This window comes from Microbacterium sp. FW305-3-2-15-F-LB2, assembly GCF_058787255.1.
This window is the reverse complement of sequence record NZ_JBYSZO010000001.1, coordinates 3,485,167-3,502,560: the sequence shown is the minus strand read 5'-3', so window position 1 is coordinate 3,502,560 and position 17,394 is coordinate 3,485,167. Positions and strand designations below refer to the sequence as shown.

19 protein-coding genes are annotated in these 17,394 nt (G+C 68.6%); 10 read left to right on the top strand and 9 right to left on the bottom strand.

Annotated elements, in window-relative coordinates; translation table 11 throughout:
• The first annotated feature begins 37 nt into the window (after positions 1–37).
• Both AC3WLZ_RS16850 and AC3WLZ_RS16845 read left to right on the top strand, forming a co-directional pair.
• The gene (locus AC3WLZ_RS16850; protein ID WP_492470859.1) at positions 38–646 is read left to right on the top strand and encodes a MarR family winged helix-turn-helix transcriptional regulator; all 609 of its coding nucleotides are present in this window, start codon (positions 38–40) and stop codon (positions 644–646) included.
• Positions 643–1,551, top strand: a complete 909-nt coding sequence (locus AC3WLZ_RS16845; protein WP_492470858.1) for an NmrA family NAD(P)-binding protein — start codon at positions 643–645, stop codon at positions 1,549–1,551. Before AC3WLZ_RS16850 ends, AC3WLZ_RS16845 begins: the two co-directional genes overlap by 4 nt.
• A gap of 96 nt (positions 1,552–1,647) precedes the next feature.
• On the opposite strand, the gene AC3WLZ_RS16840 is transcribed toward AC3WLZ_RS16845, so the two are convergent.
• On the bottom strand, positions 1,648–2,850 hold the full coding sequence (locus AC3WLZ_RS16840; RefSeq protein WP_492470857.1) for a PP2C family protein-serine/threonine phosphatase: 1,203 nt from the start codon (positions 2,848–2,850) through the stop codon (positions 1,648–1,650).
• 409 nt (positions 2,851–3,259) lie between these two features.
• Between AC3WLZ_RS16840 and AC3WLZ_RS16835 the strand changes: the two genes are divergently transcribed.
• Positions 3,260–3,823 carry a dihydrofolate reductase family protein gene (locus tag AC3WLZ_RS16835; protein ID WP_492470856.1) on the top strand — a complete coding sequence of 188 codons (564 nt, stop codon included), beginning with the start codon at positions 3,260–3,262 and terminating at the stop codon, positions 3,821–3,823.
• A 63-nt stretch (positions 3,824–3,886) separates the two neighbouring features.
• Here the strand turns inward: AC3WLZ_RS16835 and AC3WLZ_RS16830 are convergent, their stop codons facing one another.
• Complete coding sequence (locus tag AC3WLZ_RS16830) at positions 3,887–5,014, bottom strand: helix-turn-helix transcriptional regulator (RefSeq protein ID WP_492470855.1); 1,128 nt, start codon at positions 5,012–5,014, stop codon at positions 3,887–3,889.
• Between the two features lie 143 nt (positions 5,015–5,157).
• Between AC3WLZ_RS16830 and AC3WLZ_RS16825 the strand changes: the two genes are divergently transcribed.
• On the top strand, positions 5,158–6,534 hold the full coding sequence (locus AC3WLZ_RS16825; protein WP_492470854.1) for an FAD-binding oxidoreductase: 1,377 nt from the start codon (positions 5,158–5,160) through the stop codon (positions 6,532–6,534).
• 366 nt (positions 6,535–6,900) lie between these two features.
• On the opposite strand, the gene AC3WLZ_RS16820 is transcribed toward AC3WLZ_RS16825, so the two are convergent.
• Positions 6,901–7,671, bottom strand: coding sequence for an SDR family NAD(P)-dependent oxidoreductase (locus tag AC3WLZ_RS16820; protein WP_412926067.1), 771 nt, complete (start codon positions 7,669–7,671; stop codon positions 6,901–6,903).
• Positions 7,668–8,510 (bottom strand): SDR family oxidoreductase, encoded by an 843-nt coding sequence (locus AC3WLZ_RS16815; RefSeq protein WP_412926066.1) that lies wholly within the window; start codon positions 8,508–8,510, stop codon positions 7,668–7,670. Before AC3WLZ_RS16815 ends, AC3WLZ_RS16820 begins: the two co-directional genes overlap by 4 nt.
• Before the next feature lie 130 nt (positions 8,511–8,640).
• Between AC3WLZ_RS16815 and AC3WLZ_RS16810 the strand changes: the two genes are divergently transcribed.
• The 4 genes from AC3WLZ_RS16810 (at position 8,641) to AC3WLZ_RS16795 (ending at position 11,970) form a co-directional block, all read left to right on the top strand.
• Positions 8,641–9,462, top strand: a complete 822-nt coding sequence (locus AC3WLZ_RS16810; protein WP_412926065.1) for a helix-turn-helix transcriptional regulator — start codon at positions 8,641–8,643, stop codon at positions 9,460–9,462.
• Between the two features lie 167 nt (positions 9,463–9,629).
• Positions 9,630–10,676, top strand: coding sequence for a zinc-binding alcohol dehydrogenase family protein (locus AC3WLZ_RS16805; protein ID WP_492470853.1), 1,047 nt, complete (start codon positions 9,630–9,632; stop codon positions 10,674–10,676).
• A 74-nt stretch (positions 10,677–10,750) separates the two neighbouring features.
• Entirely contained in the window at positions 10,751–11,269 is a 519-nt protein-coding gene (locus AC3WLZ_RS16800) for a YbhB/YbcL family Raf kinase inhibitor-like protein (protein WP_412926063.1), read from the top strand.
• The gene (locus AC3WLZ_RS16795) at positions 11,266–11,970 is read left to right on the top strand and encodes an SDR family oxidoreductase (protein WP_412926062.1); all 705 of its coding nucleotides are present in this window, start codon (positions 11,266–11,268) and stop codon (positions 11,968–11,970) included. The genes AC3WLZ_RS16800 and AC3WLZ_RS16795 overlap by 4 nt, the downstream gene beginning before the upstream one ends.
• Before the next feature lie 23 nt (positions 11,971–11,993).
• Here the strand turns inward: AC3WLZ_RS16795 and AC3WLZ_RS16790 are convergent, their stop codons facing one another.
• Entirely contained in the window at positions 11,994–12,275 is a 282-nt protein-coding gene (locus AC3WLZ_RS16790) for a winged helix-turn-helix transcriptional regulator (protein WP_412926061.1), read from the bottom strand.
• A 324-nt stretch (positions 12,276–12,599) separates the two neighbouring features.
• Between AC3WLZ_RS16790 and AC3WLZ_RS16785 the strand changes: the two genes are divergently transcribed.
• The gene (locus AC3WLZ_RS16785) at positions 12,600–13,259 is read left to right on the top strand and encodes an MBL fold metallo-hydrolase (protein ID WP_412926060.1); all 660 of its coding nucleotides are present in this window, start codon (positions 12,600–12,602) and stop codon (positions 13,257–13,259) included.
• 489 nt (positions 13,260–13,748) lie between these two features.
• On the opposite strand, the gene AC3WLZ_RS16780 is transcribed toward AC3WLZ_RS16785, so the two are convergent.
• Positions 13,749–14,825, bottom strand: coding sequence for an alkene reductase (locus AC3WLZ_RS16780; protein ID WP_492470852.1), 1,077 nt, complete (start codon positions 14,823–14,825; stop codon positions 13,749–13,751).
• 84 nt (positions 14,826–14,909) lie between these two features.
• Positions 14,910–15,518, bottom strand: coding sequence for a hypothetical protein (locus AC3WLZ_RS16775; protein ID WP_492470851.1), 609 nt, complete (start codon positions 15,516–15,518; stop codon positions 14,910–14,912).
• 107 nt (positions 15,519–15,625) lie between these two features.
• Here AC3WLZ_RS16775 and pdxH point away from each other — a divergent pair, with 107 nt between their 5' ends.
• Positions 15,626–16,267 carry a pyridoxamine 5'-phosphate oxidase gene (gene pdxH, locus AC3WLZ_RS16770; protein WP_492470850.1) on the top strand — a complete coding sequence of 214 codons (642 nt, stop codon included), beginning with the start codon at positions 15,626–15,628 and terminating at the stop codon, positions 16,265–16,267.
• Between the two features lie 4 nt (positions 16,268–16,271).
• Here pdxH and AC3WLZ_RS16765 read toward each other — a convergent pair whose 3' ends face one another.
• Together AC3WLZ_RS16765 and AC3WLZ_RS16760 are read right to left on the bottom strand one after the other, a co-directional pair.
• Positions 16,272–16,658 (bottom strand): hypothetical protein, encoded by a 387-nt coding sequence (locus AC3WLZ_RS16765; RefSeq protein WP_492470849.1) that lies wholly within the window; start codon positions 16,656–16,658, stop codon positions 16,272–16,274.
• A gap of 219 nt (positions 16,659–16,877) precedes the next feature.
• On the bottom strand, positions 16,878–17,381 hold the full coding sequence (locus tag AC3WLZ_RS16760; RefSeq protein WP_492470848.1) for a MarR family winged helix-turn-helix transcriptional regulator: 504 nt from the start codon (positions 17,379–17,381) through the stop codon (positions 16,878–16,880).
• Positions 17,382–17,394 lie beyond the last annotated feature (13 nt).

The following is a 17,394-nucleotide window of genomic DNA, read 5'->3' as shown; positions in this document are numbered from 1 at the left end:
TCTCTATAAGAGATGATCGGCTCTCATGATGATCTCGATGACGTACGATCTCCTCATGACGCACCTGGAGCCGCCCGCTGACGTCGATGTGCCCGAGATCGACTGGGGCGCGCAGGGGATCGAGACCGAGCTCGGCTGGGCGCTGCCCGCCGTGCTCGACGGCTTCACCCGTTTGGCGACCGGCGCCGTTGCCGATGTGCCCGGCGGACCGCGCGGCTATCAGGTGCTCGTCGCCATCGCGACGGAGGAGCCAACCTCTCAGCTCGCGCTCGCCCAGCGCCTCGGCATCGATAAGACGCAGATGACCTACGTCATCGACGCGCTCGAGCAGGGCGGGTACGTCGACCGGCAACCCGATCCGCGTGACCGGCGCGTGCGCCAAGTGAGACCGACGGCGGCGGGACTCGCCCTCCTCGACCGGGCCCGCGGCAAGCTGCGCGCGACCGAGGAGGCTCTCATGCGCCCCCTCTCCGCCGCCGAGCAGGTCACGCTCCGGCGCCTCCTCGCGCGCGTGGCCCTGGGCGTCGCTGACGTCCTGTCGGGCCTCCCCGACCAACCTCCGGCGTCGGCCCACCCCGTTGCCGCCCCCGACCGCTCGCGCCGCGTGCGCGATCACGCCACAACAGATCGAGACCAGACACCATGACCACCACTGTTCTTCTTGCCGGCGCCACCGGCGATCTCGGCCAGCGCATCCTGCGCGAGCTCCTGACGCACGACGTCCGCGTGCGCGTGCTGACCCGTCCCGGCCGCAGGGGCGCTGCTCCCTTCGGCACGGACGACCGGGTCGAGGTCGTCGTCGCGGCGTACAGCGACCACGCCGCCCTCACCGAGGCGGCCCGTGGCGTCGACGTCGTCGTCTCGGCGGTCAGTGGCACCCGATCGGTGATCGTCGACGCGCAGCGTGCCCTGCTCGCCGCGACGGTGGAGGCAGGCGTGCCCCGCTTCATCCCGTCGGACTGGTCGGCCGACTACCGCTCGATCGACGTGGGCAGCAACCGCAACTTCGAGCTTCGCCGCGAGTTCGCCGCCGACGTCGACGCGGCGCCCGTCCGGGCGACGTCGGTGCTGAACGGCATGTTCACCGAACTGCTCGCCGGTGACGCGCCGCTCATCCTGTTCGGCCGTCACAAGGTCCTGTACTGGTCGAGCCCCGACCAGGTGCTCGACTTCACCACCAAGGACGACGTCGCCCGCGTCGCCGCCCTCGTGGCCCTCGACCCCGACGCCCCGCGGGTGGTCGAGGTCGCGGGGTCGAGCATGACGGCCCGGGAGATCGCCACCACCATGAGCGAGCTGACAGGCGTGCCCTTCGGCCTGCAGTGGGCCGGCACGACGGCGACCCTGTCGGCGATGAGCAAGGTCGGTCGGCGCTTCTCGAAGAACCCCGACGAAGCGTTCCCCGCCTGGCAGGGCATGCAGTACTTCGTCAATATGTTCAGTGGCCAGGCGCAACTGCGGCACATCGACAACGACCGCTTCGGCGGCCACGAGTGGACCACCGTGCGTGACGTGCTCGCGGCACACCTCGCGACGGCGCCCCGGCGGTAACTCCTCGCCCGCCGGGGCCCCGGACATCTGCGCAGACCCAGGTCCACGCGTGCGGCGGCTGGTCCGTCATCGCCGAACGGCTCACCGAGTGGCAGATCAGGCGAGCCAGGTGGGGGAGAACGTGACGGCGAGCACCGTCACGTCGTCTTCGTGCTCGCTCTCGAGGGCTCGGCGCACGAGCGTGTCGACGATGGCTTCGATATCGTCCTGCTGCTCGAGAAAGCTCGTGTACCGCTCGATGGAGTCAACTGAGCCGCCGAAGAGGTCGAGCACGCCGTCGCTGACGCTGACGAGACTGTCGCCGGGCTGAAGGACGGCCTGCTTACTCGTCCACTCGGTTCCGATGCCGATCGGCAGGTGGCCGGATTGGAGGAACTCGATGCGTCCGGTTGCGGAGCGGATAACGGTCAGTCCGTGACCGGCATCCGTCCATCGGACGATTCCCTCGTCGGTGATCCGCGCGTGGAAACACGTCGTGAACTGGGCGCCGAGCGCGGTGCCGGAGTCGGTGTCGAGGCCCTGCGAGGTGCGCCGAAGGGCAGCTGCGGGGTCGGGGTCGTCGACGCAGCTGCGGATGACCGTGCGCACGGCGGCGGCGATCATGCCGGCGCCGACTCCCTTGCCCATGACGTCGCCGAGGGTGATGGCTGCTCCGCCGTCAGGCGTCATGTACCAGTCGAAGAAGTCCCCGCCCACAGTGCGCGCCGGCACGCAGGCGCCCGCGATACGAAACACATCCGGCAGGTCGGAGGCGTCTCCGGGTTGGAGCGACCGTTGCACGACGGCGGCTTCCGACACTTCGGCCTCGGCGAGGCGGCGGTGGCGTTGAGAGAGGGATAGCCGGTCAAGGGAGCGTCGCGACAATTCATTGACCACCGCGCCAGCAGCGGCATACACCATGACGGCGATCAGAAGACGGACGAGCTCGCTCGCCGTCATGTCGCGCTCAGGGGAGAACGCCAGCGGTAGCAGCAGGGTCACGCAGACGCCGACCAGGGGGAGGGCGATGCGCCATCGCTCACGTCCGGCGGCGATCCAGATGACGGGAAGCACAATGATGGCCAAGAAAACCGACTGGGTATCGCCCGTTCCGAACCGCAACAGCCCGATAGCGAAAAAGTCGCCGATCGGAAGGACGATTTCCGCCCGGCGCAGCAGCGGCCAGCGCGTCATGAGCGCGGAAACCAGGAGGAGCGCGACGGCGACCCCCGCACCCTGCCACATCCGGACAGGGTCCGTGACGAGCAGCCACGGCAGTGCGGCGCTTCCGACCGCGGCGATGACGATGAGCGTCGCCACGATCGCTTGCTTTGCGAGCGGTTCCCATGACGGCTGAGCGGCCGGGACGACCCGGCTAGCGACTGCTCCCACGGAGGTGCGCGTTCGTCGGAGGACCTGGCTCATGAGACAAGTCAACTCGATGACCCGCGGGATGGTTTCAGTGGCCCCGAATCGAAGGACACTCGTACGCGAAGCGAAGGACGCGCCGCCGAAGAGGAGCGCGTCGTGGGCGCGCACCGACGTTGACTGGGCGCGCGCCCCAACTCCTACCCCGCTCGTGTGGCAGCTTCGCTGAAGGTCGGGCTCACCGCCGAGCAGAAGAAGATCTTCGCCGGGCGGGGGCTGCTCCCCGTTCCGTGAACTCGCGGGGGCGACGGCATCCGGGGCTACCCTGAGCCCATCACCGCTCGGGCCGAAGGAGACCACCGTGACCCAACCCCTGCGCTACGGCATCAATGTCACCCTCGACGGGTGCGTCCACCACGAGGCGGGCCTCCCGCCGGATGCCGAGTCGATGGCGTTCTGGACCGACGAGCTGCGCCGCTCCGACACGCTGCTCTACGGGCGCGTCACATTCGAGATGATGCGCGCCGCGTGGCGACGGCCGGAATCGGGCGCGTGGCCCGACTGGATGGGCGACGACGACGTGCCGTTCGCCGAGGTCATCGACCGGATGCCGAAAATGGTGGCATCCAGTTCACTCGACGCCGTGGATTGGAACGCCGAACTCCTCGACGGCGAGCTCGTGGCCGCGGTGGAGAGGCTCAAGGCGCAGTCGGGGCGGGGAATCTCGCTCGGCGGGGTTCGGCTGCCGGTGGCGCTCGCCGCGGCGGGGCTCATCGACGAGTACACGTTCGTCGTGCATCCGGTGATCGCGGGGCGCGGGCCGAGGTTGCTCGACGGCGTAGAGCTGAACCTCGAGCTCGTCGAGCGGCGGGAGTTCCGCTCCGGGGTCACCGTGCAGCGCTACCGGCGGGCGAGTGACGGTTAGGCCTCGTCCGTCGAGGGTACGATTCTCGCCCCGACCCCCTCGAGGTGTGCACGGGGCCAGACCTCATGCCCCCGCGTACCACCCGTCCGCCGCGAGGTCCGACCCGACTCGGGGGATGTACTGGTCGAAGTACACGCGCGCCACGAGTTCGCGGCGGCTGGTGACGCCGGCCTTGTCGAAGATCGACTTGAGGTGGTCCTGCACCGTGTACGGCGACACGTGCATGGATGCTGCGATCTCTTTCGTGTCGGCGCCGCGCAGGACTGCCCCGACCACCTCGCGCTCGCGGAGCGTCAACGCGAACGCGGCGGCGACGATGTCGATCACCTCCTGCGGCCGGGCCTCTTCGATCGTCACGACCACGTCGCCGGCCCGATCGCCGAGGCCGCCGAGGGGTGCGGCATGCAGAACCAGCCAGACGCCGTCGGCCGTACGGGTGCGGGTGCGTGGCATCCGGGGCAGGTCTCCCGCGGCGAAGCGGCGCGCGCCGCTCACGAGCGCCTGGATGTAGGTGAGGGGGTCGGCTCCCGGTGCCGAGAGTTGCGCCAGGCGTTCTTGCGCGCCGGGGCTCGACTGCACGACGCGATCGGCCGAGTCGATGATCAGTACGGCCGGGCCCGACGGCTGCATAGTCTCACGGCGGGCCAGCTGCGAGAGCAGACCGGTGCGGACGCCACGCGTCAGGGCCGGCGCAACACTCGCCAGGAACGCCAGTTCTTGCGCGTCGAACACGGCGTCGTCGCTGCCGCGGAGGACCGACAGGGTCGCCCAGACGCCGGAGCGATCGGCGAACACCACCCGCGCCTCGTCGACGTAGCCGAACCGGGGGAGCACCAGGTCGGCCATGCGCTCGATGCGCTCGACCTGGCCTCCGGTGGTCGCGTGGATGCCGACGGCGACGCGCCCCGCTGACGCGATCGCGTCGTAATGGGTGGGGTCGGGTTCACCGCCGTACTCGATGCGCGCCCAGTCGACATCGGCGTCGTTCTTGCCGTACAGATCGCCGAGCTTCTGGGTGCTGGAGATCATCGAGGTCGCCGGATCCGTGCTCGAGAAACAGCCCGCGATGAAGGGCACGACGGCCATCAATGCGCCGGCGGATTCCGCCATGAACTCCGCCAGCGGAAGGCCGGCGCGCGACAGCACATCGATGTCGCTGCGCGCGCGTCCGGCGGCCAAGGCGGTGACCATGGCACCAGTGTGCTCCTCCCGGGCGTGTCGCCACCATCCCAGGATTCTGGGGGGCCGAAAATCCCCTCTCGTCTGGGATGGATGCCGCCGAACAAGAGGAGCAGAGTCATGGCGTCACCCACCCGAGAAGAACGGTAACCACCATGTCATCCCTCACCGAAGCCACCCTCGACGAACGTGCCGCGAAACTCCGCGACGCGCTCGGCTCACGCGTCATCCTCGCCGGCGACCCCGACTACGACGTCGTCCGTACGCCGTGGAACGTCGCCATCGACCAGCGCCCGTTCGCGGTCGTCATCCCCGAATCCGCCGAAGAGGTCGTCACGGCCGTTCGCGCCGCCACCGCCGCAGGCCTGCGCGTCGCGCCCCAGTCGACCGGACACGGAGCCGCCGCGCTCGCCGACACCGACCTCTCGGATGCCGTGCTCGTGCGCCTCACCCGCCTTCGCGGCGTTACCGTCCACCCCGAGGCTCAGGCAGCCATCGTGCTCGGCGGTTCGCACTGGAACGACGTCATCGAGGCCGCCGCGCCGCACGGCCTGACCGCCCTGCACGGCAGCGCCGGCGACGTCTCGGTCGCGGGCTACTCGCTCAACGGCGGCATCTCGTTCTACGCCCGCACGCACGGCCTCGCCGTCAACGCGGTGCGATCCGTGCAGATCGTGACCGCCGATGGCTCGCTGGTCCGCGCGAGCGCACACCAGAACCCCGACCTGTTCTGGGCGGTCCGTGGCGGCTCGGGTGCCTTCGGCATCGTCGTCTCGCTCGAGATCGAGCTGCTGCCCTACGCCGACGTGTTCGCCGGGATGCTGTTGTGGGATGCCACGCACACCGCGGCCGTCAGTCAGGCGTGGGCGGAGTGGACGGCATCCGTGCCGGAATCCGTCACCTCCTCGCTGCGAGTGCTGCACCTGCCGCCGCTGCCCGAGCTGCCGCCGTTCCTGTCGGGACGCTCGATCGTCGTGGTCGACGGGGCGGTGCTGGAGTCGGACGAGCGGGCGGCAGAACTGCTGCGGCCCTTGCGCGAGCTCGGCCCCGAGATCGATACGTTCACCCGCATCCCATCGGCCGCGGTGGTGCACATGCACATGGACCCGCCGCAGCCGACGCCCGCGGCGACCCGCCACCGCGTCCTCGACGCGCTGCCCGCCGAAGCGGTCGCGGCCTTCGTCTCGGCATCCACCGATCCGGGGCTGTTCGTCGCCGAACTGCGGCACATCGGCGGCGCGATCGCGCGGCCCGTGCCGGGCGGCGGGGCGGTCTCGGCGGTCGCGGGCGAGTACATCGTGCACGGGATCGCGGTGGTTCCGGTGCCCGAGGCGGCGGTGCCCGCTCACGGGGCCGTGAGCGCCTTCGTCGACGCGTTCGAGCCGTGGACCGGCGAGGCGCTGGCGCTCACGTTCCTCGACGGCGGCATGGATCGCGCGGCCGGTTTCGACTCGGCTCTCGAGCGGTTGCGCGCCCTGAAGGAGCACTGGGACCCGCGGGGCGTGTTCGCCGCGGGGAACCCCGTGACGTGATGCCGAGATCGGTACTACACGGGGTTCCGATCCAATCTCCCCATCGCGCTGGAGCCCACGGAGTGAGCGCTCCCCACCGAACCGTAGTCAAGGGGATGCCACTCGCTCACTATCGGCGCGGAGACCAGCCCTTCTCGAAAGAGGGGGTCGTTCGTCACGAACTCCGATGCTGATCGATCATCGACGAAAACGGCCATGGCGCGCGTGACGTGTGAATCGTCGGTCTCGACCCCGGTGTTGACCAGTCCGATCATCCAGAGGCCCTGGAGGGTATCCACATGGGCTCGATGTCTCGGGTACGCCGCACGGATGGCTGGCTCACGATCTCTCGTCCAGCTGTATTCCACGAGGCGAAGCTCCCGCCTCTCAGGTGGCAAAGCGTGCCCCCAACCCGCCATCGACGTCCCACGAGGCGCCGGTCACGAAGCTTGCCTCTGGGGATGCCAGGAAGGCGACCACGGCGGCGATCTCCTCCGGCTCGCCGACGCGCCCGAGTGGCTGCACGTCCTGCAGATGCTCCCAGGCCGCTTGAGGGTCGGGGCGTTCCTGGTACTGCGCGACCATGGGAGGGGTGCGCACGTAGCCCGGGCAGACGGCATTGACTCGGATGCCGTCGCTCGCCAGTTCTAGTGCCATTGATCGCGTGAGACCCAGCATCCCCGATTTGGCAGCGGCGTAGGGAAACAATCCCTTCCTTGTCAGATGGGCATGAATGGACGCGATATTGACCACTGAGCCACCGCCGGCGCGCAGGGCGGGAAGAGCGGCCCGGGTACACAGCCAGGCCGCCTTGAGATCGACGGACATGAGCCAGTCCCAATCCTCGCTCGTGAGATCGTCGATTGAGGCAGCTCGTCCCACGCCCGCGTTGTTCACCAGGACGTGCGCGCGACCAAGTTCTCGCTCGATGGCTTCGAACGCGTCGATGATTTGTTGTTCGTCGCCGACATCGCACGGGAAGAATCGGTGTCCGGGACCCAGCCGCTCGGCAGCAGCATGCCCGGTATCCACAGAGCGTCCGAGCATGGCCACGGTGTGTCCGCGTCGCGCGAGTGAGGCCGCGATGGCGAATCCGATGCCCTGCGTGCCGCCGGTGACGACGGCGACGCGGGGTGAGTCGGATTCGAGGGAAGTCATGCGCTGGCCAGGTCGGTCGACGCGGCGCTCGTCTTCTGGGAGTCGATGTCTGCCAGGCGCTCGGCGAGAGCATCTCGGATGTACTTCTGCGAGTCGCTTCCGGTCACCAGGCGGAGCGGCGCCGGAGTTACGTCGACCGAGGCGATGATCGCGGCTGCGACCTTTTCGGGATCGCTGATCGAGGGCAGCGCGGGGTTCTGGATCCCGCGGCTCATGGCGGCGGGTGTGCCGTCATACGCCGCCAGGGGCGTCGGAAGCTGCGAGCTATCGACACGGAAGCCGGTCGCGGCGCTCCCGGGCTCGACGATCGTCACGCCGATGCCGAACGGAGCGAGGTCGCGCGCGTTGCCCTCCATGAAGCCTTCCACGCCCCACTTGCTGGCGTGGTACAGGGAAGCCCCGGGGTTGGTCGCCTGGCCACCGTAGGTCGACACCTGGATGATGCGCCCGCCCTTCTGCTCGCGCAGGTGCGGCACCGCGGCGCGCAGCAGCTGGATCGGAGCGACGAGGTTGGTCGCAAGCTGAGCCTGGATCTGCTCGTCGGAAAGCTCCTCCGCCGCGCCGAAGAGGCCATAGCCGGCATTGCTGACGATCACGTCGATGCGCCCGAGCTCCGCGAATGCACGCTCGACGACGGCCCGGAGCTCATCGGTGTCGGTGACGTCCAGGTGTGCGGTCCAGAGTGCACCGCCGTAGGTGGCGGCGAGATCGTCCAGGGCCTGCGTGCGTCGAGCGGTCGCGGCTACGCGGTCCCCGCGGCGAAGGAGCTGCTCGGTCATGAGTCGGCCGAAGCCACTGCTGGCGCCGGTGATCAGCCAGGTACGACGTTCCACTGTCATGTTCCTCTCGTTGTCGTTCACGACCTCATCGTGCGGCCGATGCGGGAGGCAACCCAGGCCCTTCGATTACTGGTAGAAGCGGGGTCAGGCTCCGGGGTACATGAGGGGCCTCCGGCCGTATCGTCATTGCATGAAGAAGGACAACCCGCTCGGCGAGTTCTTGAGGGCTCGTCGCGAGCTGGTCCGACCGGAGGAGGTGGGCCTGCCCTCCGGATCGCGCCGTCGCGTCCCTGGGCTTCGGCGTGAGGAAGTCGCCACCCTTGCTGGGATCAGCGCCGAGTACTACCTGCGGCTCGAGCAGGGGAGAGACAGGCATCCTTCACAGCAAGTGCTGGACGCCCTCGGCGACGCTTTGCTCCTGGATCGGGAGAGTCGCGCTCACGCGAACGAGCTCGCACGCGATAGGGGACGTCGACAGCTGGACCGTCCCCTGCAGCCGTCGGACCTGGTTCCGCAGGGAATCGCGATGCTGCTCGAGACCTTGAATGTCCCCGCCTTCGTTATGAATCGTTACCGCGACGTACTGGCGGTGAACCGCACGGCGTCAGCCTTGGAGCCGTCGTTGAAAGTAGGGCGCAACCGGCTTATCTCGTTGTTCACGGACGAGACAGCCCGCTCCTACCATCCCGACTGGGAATCGAGCACCGCCTCCGTGGTCGGGCAGCTTCGAGCGGACATCGGAACGGACTATGGCGATCCACGCTTTCAGGCGCTCGTGGGTGAGCTGTCGCTCAGAAGCGACCGCTTCCTCATGCTGTGGTCGCGTCACGAGGTGCATGTCGGGGGATCAGCCGCGGCTCTCATCGACCACCCCGAGCTCGGGAGGCTGCACCTCATGAGGGAAAAACTCTCCGTGGGCGCCGATGGTCTCGTCCTGGTCATCTATCACGCCGCGCCCGGGTCTGCGTCGGCGAACTCGCTCCAACGCCTCTTCTCCGGTACGGCGCGCTGACCCGGCGCTCGTTCGCTGCAGCGTCTCAGTCACTGCTGGGTGGCCTTGTCGGGGGCACGCCGCTGGTCGAGCACGCGGGAAAGCTGATCTCGCCCCTGCTTTTCTGGTATCTCAAAGATACTTGATGCCCTTGCGGGTAACCACTATCCCGGGAGGAGCATTTCGCCATGACCTCAGAACAAAAGACGGAAGAACCGCTGCCCACCTCGATGACGGCCATCGGCTACACCGCTAACCGGCCTGTCGATGCCCCTGACGCGCTCGTCTCTCAGACGATCCCGGTCCCGCAGGTCGGCCCACACGAATTGCTCGTCGAAGTGCGTGCCGTCAGCGTCAACCCCGTCGACGTGAAGCAGCGCGCGCACGCGAACCCCGACGGATTTCGAGTCCTGGGTTACGACGGCGCGGGTGTCGTGGTCGCCAAGGGCGAGTCGGTCGCTCTGTTCGAAGAAGGAGACCACGTCTACTACGCCGGTGCCATCGACCGACCGGGCTCGAACGCGCGGTACCAGGCCGTGGACGAGCGCATCACAGGACGCAAGCCCGCGTCTCTGTCCTGGGCGGATGCTGCCGCGCTGCCGCTGACCACCCTCACGGCCTACGAGGCGCTGTTCGACAAGCTCCGACTGACAGATGCGAGCGTCGGCACACTCCTGATCGTCGGAGCTGCTGGCGGGGTCGGCTCGATCATGATCCAGCTCGCTAAAGTCCTCGCTCCTCGCGTTCGAGTCATCGGGACCGCGTCTCGCCCCGAGACGCGGGAGTGGGTGCTATCGCTGGGAGCCGACGAGGTCGTGGATCACGCCGGAGACCTGGCGGAGAGCGTCCTTGCCGCAGCCCCGGATGGCGTCGACTGGATCTTCACGGCCGCGTCGGCCAAGCCCGGCGCTATCTCCTCCTACGTGCGTATCGCCAAGCCCTTCGGGCACATCGTCGCAATCGACGACCCTCACCGCCTCGACGTCGTCAGCCTGAAGAGCAAGGCGCTGTCCTGGCACTGGGAGTTCATGTTCGCCCGATCGCTCCACCAGACCGCCGACATGATCGAGCAACACCGCATCCTCAACCGAGTTGCCGAGTTGGTGGACGAGGGACGCGTCCGGACGACGGCTACCGAGCGTCTCTCGCCGATCAATACTCCGAACTTGGTCGCCGCCCATAGGGCCGTCGAGTCGGGGCGCGCGATCGGCAAGGTCGTCATCTCCGACGAGTGACGCGCCTGCTGCCGCTTATCACCGAACTCCGGTGCACTCGCGTGTGCCGGTCCACCTACAAGAAGGAAGACATCATGACCACCCCCTATGACCACCTGCCCACCGTCCCCGCGCTGACTCTGACCAGCGCCGACGTCGAGGATGGCGGCGAGTTCGCGACCGCCCAGTACTCGGCCGTGTTCGGCGTCCCCGGCGGGCAGGACCGTTCTCCGCAGCTCAGCTGGAGCGGGGCACCTGAGACCGCGAAGAGCTTCGTGGTCTCGGTGTACGACCCTGAGGCTCCCACCCCGTCCGGCTTCTGGCACTGGATGGTCGTCGACATCCCCGCAGAAACGACCGAGCTGCCTTCCGGCGTTACCGAGTTGCCCGGGCAGGCATGGACGGTCCAGAACGACGCCCGTGCAGCGCAGTTCATCGGATCGGCGCCTCCCGTAGGGGCGACCGACCACTATGCTATCGCGGTTCAGGCTCTTGACATCGCCAGTGTCACGGAGCTCGGGCTCGACTCCGAGGCGACGCCGGCTTTCGTGTCGTTCAACATCCTTCCCCACGTCGTCGCCCGCGGTGTGATCACCGCGATCGGCCGCCGATGACGTCGCTCCGAGGACGTCGCGTCCTCATCGTCGGCGGAGGGTCGGGAATCGGTCGCACGATAGCCTCCCGGGCCTCCGCCGACGGTGCTGACGTCTTCGTCGCGGGCAGGCACGTGGAGGACCTCGACGTGACCGACGGTATCCATGCCATCTCGCTCGACCTGGCGGATGAGTCGTCGATCAGGCGCGCCTCAGCGGAGCTCGGAGCCGTCGATGCGATTGTCGCGCTAGCTGCCGATCACGCTAATGGACCGCTCGCGACGCTCGACGCCGATCGAGTGCGGCGCGCCTTCGACGCGAAGGTAATCGGGCCGATCCTGTTGGCGAAGCACTTCGCGCCAATGATGCCGGCGGATGGTGTGATCGTGTTGTTCTCCGGCGTCGCCGCAAGTCGGCCCAGCCCAGATCTGGTTGTGATGGCGACCGGAAACCGCGCTGCTGAGGGTCTCGCCGATGCCCTTGCCGTCGAACTGGCACCTGTCCGTGTCGTGGCGGTGTCCCCTGGCATCATTGACTCGGGGGCATGGGACGCGATGGGCGTGGATCAAAAGAGGCAGTTCTTCTCTTCCAGGGCCGCAGCGAATCCGGCGCGACGGATCGGCTCGCCGGAGGATGTCGCGGATGTGGTCATCCTCGCACTGACCAACCCGTTCCTCACCGCGACGACGCTTCACATCGACGGCGGCGGCCGACTCGCCTGAGATTGCCGCGGCGTCCCGGCTCGTCAGTGCTGGGTGACGGTCTCGTTCACCCAGTTGCGGAGATGAGCGAGCGGGGACGCCGCGCTCAAGCCCAGAGGGGTGAGCGAGTACTCGACCCGCAGCGGCACCTCGGCGAACACCACTCGGTCGACCAGGGAGGCAGCCTCAAGGCGCTTCAGCGTCGCCGACAGCACCTTCGGGGTCACCCCTTCAAGCGTGCGCTTCAGCTCGCCGAACCGCAGTGGGCCGTCTTCGAGTGCGCCGATTGCCAGGGCGGTCCACTTGTTCGCCAGAAGGTCCAGCATGTCGCGGCACGGGCAGGCTGCGGCGTAGACATCATTGCGACTGCAGTCCTCTTCGTGATTCGAATCACCATGGCCGGCGATCAGTGACAACGTGCGCCTCCCGATATCTCAACGATCTCAGGTAGCAAATGTATACCAGCGGCGGGGCGGCGGATGCGTGGGCCTTGTGACCGTGATCGAGCGCAGCTGCGCTCCTGAGCTACTCGGCGAGGAAGGATCGCATCTGCTCGAGTGCCAGGCAAGCTCCGTACCGACGATGGTGAAGTCGTCTTTCTCAAGGCAAGCGAGCAGGGCCTTCTCCCAGGCCTGCAGCACAATCGCGCAATGCATCCGCGCGGCGGAGTGATCATCGCGGTCAGAGTTTCGCTCGGTGAGGGCGGACTGCAGGCGCGAGATCCATTCATCCTGCTGCTGAAGGTGCCGGCGCCGAGCGCCGGCTCAGCGGGTGTCGCTCCCGAGGACATTGAGAACGTCTTCATTACTCACCTTCACCTTGACCGCGTCGGCGGGTTGATGAAGGACGGTCAGCCGTTCTTCCCTCGCGCGACCGCGTACTTCGGGCGCGAAGACTGGGCCGAGCTCGTCGAAGACGTCCCGGACGATGATCCGGCACGGGTGCTCATGCACCAGGCGGAAAGCGCGGGAATCCTTCGCACCTACGAGCCGGAAGACGTCGAGGTACTTGCCGGGGTGACGGCCATCCATGTCCCCGGGCACACCCCAGGGCACGTGATGATCCAGCTCGAGTCGAAGGGCGAGAAGATCTGGTTCGTTGGAGACCTCATCGAGCACCCTGGGCAGCTCATCGACGCGGGCATCCACTTCATGACGGATGTGGACCGCGACCTTCCTGCGAGCGAGCGCGCCCGCCTTTTCGCTCAGGCGAAGGGGGAGGCGATCGTGATCGCCGCCGCGCATCTCGATAACCCGGTGTTCCGGCGTATCAGCGCCCAGAACACTTGGACCGACGCCACGCTCAGCTGATTGTGCGCCAGCGCGGTGCCCCTGACCAGGCACGGAGAGGGGCACCGCGCCACCGAAGGGACACCCATGACAACCCGATCAGCCGCAGACACCTTCGTTCCCACGGCGACTCGCCGTGCCCATGGTTATCGGGGCCCTGCTGAACCCCCTCGCCACCGCTCCCGCTCGCCCCGCTGTCGCCAAGATCACGAACGACGTCCAGCGCATCGCCTCGTCGGGCGAGTACGACGGCATGATCTGGACCCAGGGGAGCCCGCAGATCGAAGAGACGGCGTATTGGCTGAACCTCCTCATCGACCTGACGCTGCCTGATGGCGGCTCTCATGAAGTTCGGCGCACTGCCGATCGCGAACGATCCCTCCCACCCGAGCGCGGAGGAGCGCGTAGCGACAGCCGCTGCCGTCGCGCGCTACCAGCAGATCTTCGACACGCACTGACGACGACCCATGCCGACAGACGCCCTCGCTCGCGCCGCGGCCGCCGGTCCGCTCAGCCCTCGAGGAAGGGGTAGTCCGTGTATCCGCGCTCGTCGGGGCCGTAGACCGACGCCTGATCCACGGCGTTCTCGTCGGCGCCGCGCTCCCAGCGCGTGACGAGGTCGGGGTTCGCGATCGCGGGGCGGCCGACGGCGATGAGGTCGGCGATACCGTCGTCGATGGCCTGGGTGGCTTCGTCGCGGGTGGTGACGCGCGAGAAGCCGGTGTTCACGATGAACGTGCCGCCGAAGGCGCGGCGAAGGTCCTGGATCAGGTCGCTCGCCGGGTCGTGGTGCAGCACGCTGAGGTAGGCCAGGCCGAGGGGCGCGAGGCCGGCGATGAGCGCCTCGTAGGTGGCGCGGGTCTCGGCGTCGTCCTTCTCCCACACGTCCTGGATGTTGTGGGCGGGAGAGATTCGGATGCCGACGCGACCGGCGCCGATCTCGGCGGCCACGGCCTGCGCGACCTCGATGACGAAGCGGGCGCGGGCCTCGGGGGAGCCGCCGTAGGCGTCGGTGCGCTGGTTCGAGGCGGGGGAGAGGAACTCGTGCAGCAGGTAGCCGTTGGCCGAGTGCAGCTCGACACCGTCGAGGCCGGCATCCACTGCTCTGCGAGCCGCGGCGACGAACTCGTCGCGGACGGTCGCGAGCTCGTCGGTCTCGAGTGCGTGCGGCACGGGGTAGGCGACCTTCGAACCGTCGGCGAGGCGGGTCTCGCCCTCGATCGCGATCGCCGAAGGGGCCACGATGCGGTCGGTGCCGGTGATGTCGGTGTGCGAGACGCGCCCGCCGTTCATGAGCTGCAGGAAGACCGTGCCGCCCTCGGCGTGCACGGCATCCGCCACCTTCGCCCAACCCGCCGCCTGCTCGTCGGTGACGATGCCCGGCTGGCCCGCGTACGAGCGCGACTCCGTGCTCGGGAACACGCCCTCGGTCACCAGCAGCCCGATGCCCGCGCGCTGCGCGTAGTAGGTCGCGATGAGGTGTCCGGGGACGCCGTCGGCGCTCGCGCGCAGGCGGGTCATCGGGGCGAGGGCGACACGGTTGCGGACGTCGACGGCGCCGACGGTGGTGGGGCTGAACAGGCTCACGGGTGTCCTTTCGGGGGGAAGCGGGGCAGGCTCTCCCCAACCGGGGGCGGGCGGCGGGTATTCCCCTATCCGGACCCCGCGGGGTCAGGGGAAGACGAGCACATCGCCGGGAACGATGCGCGTCTCGTCGGGTGAGACGGGCTCGCCGTCGAGTGTCAGCGTGGCCGGGTCGACCGAGAAACGGGTGCCGATCTCGGTGAGCGTGTCGTCCGTGCCCACGACGTACGACGTCACCTTGCCGCTGGCTCCCGAAACGACCACGAAGCCATTCGCCCCGGGTCGCCGACCCCGATCGGCGCCCGGTGCGGGGGAGGGGAACACCGAGAACTTCCCCGGATTCGCGGGGTCGTAGTCGTCCACGGCCGGGTCGTAGTAGTGGACGTTCGGCGGCAGGATGTCGCCGGGCTCGCCGATCAGCGCGCGGAAGTCATTGGGGCAGCCTTCCGTGCCCTGGCACCGAAAGCCCTCGGGGTAGATGACCCACGGGCTGGATGCTTTGGCCCAGTCGGGCAGCTCGGTGACCGTGGGCGTCTTCTGCTGCACGGGCGACGCCGACGCCGCGGGGCCGGCCGCCGCAACCGGAGCGGGTGTCACGTCGGAACCGAACATCGACACGACCGGTGCCGCCAGGGCGACCAGGCCCGCCACGACGAGGGCGGAGGCGACGAGCGTGATCACGCCGGCACGTTTCATGCATTCAGGGTGCCACGGCGCCGTTTCCGTCGTGACACGCGTCCGTGACGCCGCACGACCCCCGGCCGTACGATGGTGCCTCCCGAGCCCCACCGGAGGACCGCGCGATGACCGAGAACCCCCTCGCCCACCGGCTCGACTACACCCTCGCCGAGCTCGACGACAGCGCGCTCACTGCCTCTCCGATCGCGCTGTTCCAGCGGTGGCTGGCCGATGCCGCCGATCTGCCCGAGCCGAACGCGATGGTGCTTTCGACGGTGGATGCCACGGGCTCGCCGACCTCGCGCACCGTTCTGTTGCGCGGGATCGACGACGACGGTGCGCTCTGGTTCTTCACGAACCGGCAGTCGCGGAAGGGGCGCGCGCTCGCCGAGAATCCGGCGGTGTCGGTGCTGTTCCCCTGGTACGCGCTGCAGCGGCAGGTGATCGTCCTGGGCACGGCGACGCCGCTGCCGGCCGAGCGGGACGACGCGTACTTCGCGTCGCGTCCGCGCGGTTCGCAGCTGTCGGCCTGGGCGAGTCACCAGTCGGAGGCCGTGGCATCCCGAGCCGCCCTCGAGGAGCAGATGGCCGAGGTGGAGGCCCGGTTCGCGGACGACCAGCCCGTACCGCGACCGCCGCACTGGGGCGGCTACCGCATCGAGCCGCGCGAGATCGAGTTCTGGCAGGGCCGCCCCTCGCGGCTCCACGACCGGATCGTGTTCACGCGCGACGGCGAGGGGTGGGCGGGGATGCGGCGGCAGCCGTGAGCGTTCAGGCCGGGACGCGCTGCCGCGCACGCGAGACCGAGAGAACGACGAACACGGCCAGAACGATGATCGGCAGGATGCCGAGCACATAGGTCATCGCCAGCCCGAGGTCATGGGCAAGCGTCGTGAAGGCCAGGCTCGCCGCAGCGCCGGCCCCGAGGATGCCGACGACCACTGCGATCCAACGGACCACCGGTGCTCCGGACACGGCCGACACGAGCAAAAGCCCAGCCAGCACGATCACAGTCACCCCGCCGGCGAGGATGGGCCAGAACCCAAGTCCGAGCCACACGAATCCGATCCCGATCGCCGCGAAGATCGGTGCCGTCACGATGCCGAGGATGCGTGCTCGTCGGGCGAGCTTTTCAGGCAGCGGAGCGGTCGTGTTCATGTGCGTTCTCCGGGGTGTCGACAGGCACGGACCCGCCAGGTTAGCCGGGGGTGTGACGTATCGGAAGGGACTTCGACCTTCGGCCGCACAGAATCCTTGCCGTTGGTGCCGCCGCGCCGGTGACCCTTGGGCCGGATGAGATCGGGGACCGGAGGATGGATGCCAGACCGAGCCGCCTCCGCTGTTCGAATCTCCTCCGCTCGTCGCGGCCGAGGGCGTCTACTCCCCGCCAACGCGTCGGCTCCACGGAATCTCGCGGCCGGCGATCTGCGCCGAGACGCCCTCATCGTCGAGGAGGGTCGCGAGGGCGTCGCGCGTGGCGCGGAGCACGTCGCCGCCGAGCAGGTGCCGTAGACGTTCCTCGAACGCCGCCCGCGCCGCGCGTGCCACGGCGATCGCCTCACGGCCGGCGTCGGTGAGGCGCACGTGGCGGGCGCGTCTGTCGTCGGGGGAGACGATGCGCGTGACCAGTCCCAGTCGCTCGAGCTCGAGGACGTGCTTCGACGCGCCCTGCTGCGTCATGCCGAGGTCGGCGGCCAGGTCGGTGATCGACTGTTCGCCCGTCAGGAGGCGCTGAAAGACGTAGCCGTGCGCGGGGCGGAGTTCGATGCCCTTCTCGCGCAGGGCCGACAGGACGGCGTCGTTCGCGACGGTTCCGGCGAGCGAGAGCAGCGTCGCCGTGTCGAGATCGGCGGGCGACGTCGGGTCGGTTCCATAAGCCATCGGCATCCCTTCT